The organism is Janthinobacterium sp. (assembly GCF_009923995.1).
Classification (GTDB): domain Bacteria; phylum Pseudomonadota; class Gammaproteobacteria; order Burkholderiales; family Burkholderiaceae_D; genus Janthinobacterium.
Window position 1 is genome coordinate 1 of sequence record NZ_RFSK01000131.1, and the last position, 2,914, is coordinate 2,914.

Consider the following 2,914-nt stretch of genomic DNA (forward strand, 5'->3'; position numbering starts at 1 on the left):
GCAATCCGCACGCCATTCCCCCGCCCCGTGCGGAAAAGCGGAATTGCAATATTTCCGCTTTTCAATAGATGCAAATTAAACCTTTAGAAACAATCACTTGCAATAAACGCCAAAATGCGCTCCACTGGCACGGAAGATGCTTTTATATTTTCATAACCGCCACAGAGCGGCAGCCTCACCCTATATAAAAACCATCTACCTTTTTTGGAGACAACAGCATGGCAAGCACCTTCCGCATCTCGTCCTTCCTGAACACCAAGGCCCTGGCCGTCGCCGTCGCACTGGCCGCGCAATTCCCGCTGGCCGTCCATGCGGCCGACGTCGTACGCCTGGGCAACCTGAAATTCGCCCATTACGGCGCCGTTGCCTACATGAAGGAAATCGCCCCCAAATATGACTTGAAGATCGAGGAACGCATCTTCGCCAAGGGCCTCGACATCGTGCCCGCCATGATCGCCGGCGAAGTCGACGTGTCGGCCAGCGCGCTGGAAGCGGCCATCACGGGCCGCGCGACGGGCTTGCCCGTCTACCTCGTGGGCGGCTTCGCCAAGGGCGGCGTGCAGATCGTCGGCCGTCCCGACCTGAACATCAAGGGCATCGCCGACCTGAAAGGCAAGAAAGTGGGCGTCACGCGCGGCGGCCCGCAGGAAATCCTGCTGTTTGCCGAATTGACGAAGGCCAATCTGACGTGGTCCGACAAGCCGGGCAAGGACGTGCAGATCCTGTACATGGGCTACCCGGACCTGAACCAGGCCCTGCTGACCAAGGATATCGACGCCATGAGCCAGTCCGAGCCGTATTCCACGCAAGCCATCCACAAGAAGTACGGTTCGGCCATCATCAAGCCGTATGACACGCCGCTGGGCGAGCCCGTGCGCGCCCTCGTGATGACGGAAAAGATGTACAAAGAGAAACCTGCCGTGGCCCAGCGCTTCATGGATTGCTTCGTTGCCGCCACCCGGGCGTTTTTGGCCGACCCGAAACTGGCGGAAAAATACGTGCGCGAATCCATGTTCAAGAACCAGATCACGAGCGAGGATTACCGCGACGCCATCGACAACGCCATCTTCACGGAAGACATCACCCAGAGCCACGTGCAGCTGACCACCGACTACATGGTGAAGTTCGGCGTGGGCCGCATGGCCAAACCGCCTGCCGCCAAGGACTGGGTCAAGCTGGACCTGCTGGAAAAAGCCAAGAAGTCCTACGCACCTCGCTAATCGGAAAGTGTCACGATGAATATACAAATGATGAAACGCTTCGCGCACGGTGCCGCCGTGCCCGTGGCCGTGCTGCTGCTGTGGCAAGCCATGTCCACCTTCGGCTGGATCAATCCGCAGATCCTGCCCTCGCCCGTGGCCGTGCTGGTGAAGTGGTATGAATACCTGATGCCCCTGGAAGCGTACAAGCCGGAAGCGGGCAATTACCTCGTGTGGATGTTCTCCGGCGAACTGCCGCACGACGCCTGGGCCAGCCTGTCGCGCGTGCTGGGCGGCTTCGCCATCGGCGCCGGCCTGGCCTTGCCGCTGGGCTTGCTGATGGGCACGAACAAGACCATCTATAAACTGTTCGACCCGCTGGTGCAGGTGCTGCGCCCGATTCCGCCCATCGCCTACATCCCCCTGGCGATTCTGTGGTTCGGCCTGGGCAACCCGCCCGCCTTCTTCCTGATCAGCATCGGTTCCTTCTTCCCCGTGCTGATGAATACCATCGCCGGCGTGCGCCAGGTCGACGGCATCTACATCCGCGCCGCGCGCAACCTGGGCGCCAGCCAGATGACGATGTTCCGCCGCGTCATCCTGCCGGCCGCCACGCCCTACATCCTGGCCGGCGCGCGCATCGGCATGGGCACGGCCTTCATCGTCGTGATCGTGGCGGAGATGATCGCCGTCAATAGCGGCCTCGGTTTCCGCATCCTGGAAGCGCGCGAGTATTTCTGGTCTGACAAGATTATCGCCGGCATGTTCACCATCGGCCTGTTCGGCCTGGCCATCGATATCGCCATGAATGCCCTGAATAATCATCTGCTGCAGTGGCACCGCGGCCTGGAACACTGAGAGGAACGGCCATGACCACCATCAGCATCAACGCTGTCAATAAAATCTTCACCACGGGCGGCGCCGACGTCATTGCCCTGAAGGACATCAACCTGGAAATCGCCAGCGGCGAGTTCATCTGCCTGCTGGGGCCGTCCGGCTGCGGCAAGTCGACCCTGCTCAACGCCATCGCCGGCTTTTCGCAGCCGACGTCGGGCCAGATCCTGGCCGGCGGCAAGCTGATCACCGAGCCCGGTCCCGACCGCGGCATGGTGTTCCAGGAATACGCGCTGTTCCCGTGGATGACCATCGAAAGCAACATCGCCTTCGGCCTGGAAATCGCCGGCAAGACGCCGGCCGAGATCAAGGAGCGGGTCGACATGCTGCTGAGCATGCTGGGCTTGACGGAATTCCGTGCCCGCTATCCGAAAGACTTGTCGGGCGGCATGCGCCAGCGCGTGGCGATCGCCCGCGTGCTGGCCCTCGATTCGCCCATCATGCTGATGGACGAACCGTTCGGCGCACTGGACGCCTTGACGCGGCGCAATCTGCAAGATGAATTGCTGAAAATCTGGAAAGTCTTCGGCACCACCATCGTGTTCGTCACGCACTCGATCGAGGAATCGATCTACCTGGCCGACCGCACCATCGTCATGACCTACCGTCCCGGCACCATCAAGCGCGACGTGGCCATCGAACTGCCCCGCCCGCGCGACCCGAGCGACCCGGAGTTCAACCGCCTCAAGCGCATGCTGGGCGAGATGGTGATGGAAGAGCAGCAGCGGCATCACAACGCGGAAACCATGGCAAGTACAGCGGATTAGTCGTCGTGCGGCCAAACCCGAAAGCAAGTGCCGGGGTCGGACCTTAAGGTCCGA

Annotated in this window: 3 protein-coding genes; all 3 read left to right on the forward strand. The window is 61.1% G+C overall.

The window, feature by feature from the left end; all coding sequences use genetic code 11:
* The first annotated feature begins 218 nt into the window (after window positions 1-218).
* From EBS11_RS28080 to EBS11_RS28090, 3 genes are read left to right on the forward strand one after another with little or no spacing between them, the layout of a single operon-like run.
* Window positions 219-1,220 (forward strand): ABC transporter substrate-binding protein, encoded by a 1,002-nt coding sequence (locus EBS11_RS28080; protein WP_290608782.1) that lies wholly within the window; start codon window positions 219-221, stop codon window positions 1,218-1,220.
* 15 nt (window positions 1,221-1,235) lie between these two features.
* Entirely contained in the window at window positions 1,236-2,057 is an 822-nt protein-coding gene (locus tag EBS11_RS28085) for an ABC transporter permease (RefSeq protein WP_290608784.1), read from the forward strand.
* 11 nt (window positions 2,058-2,068) lie between these two features.
* Window positions 2,069-2,860, forward strand: coding sequence for an ABC transporter ATP-binding protein (locus tag EBS11_RS28090; protein ID WP_290608786.1), 792 nt, complete (start codon window positions 2,069-2,071; stop codon window positions 2,858-2,860).
* Window positions 2,861-2,914: the final 54 nt, after the last annotated feature.

Excerpts from the sequence above, each read along its gene's own strand:
- EBS11_RS28080 (WP_290608782.1), top strand. The coding sequence starts at position 219 with ATGGCAAGCACCTTCCGCATCTCGTCCTTCCTGAACACCAAGGCCCTG.
- EBS11_RS28085 (WP_290608784.1), top strand. The coding sequence starts at position 1,236 with ATGAATATACAAATGATGAAACGCTTCGCGCACGGTGCCGCCGTGCCC.
- EBS11_RS28090 (WP_290608786.1), top strand. The coding sequence starts at position 2,069 with ATGACCACCATCAGCATCAACGCTGTCAATAAAATCTTCACCACGGGC.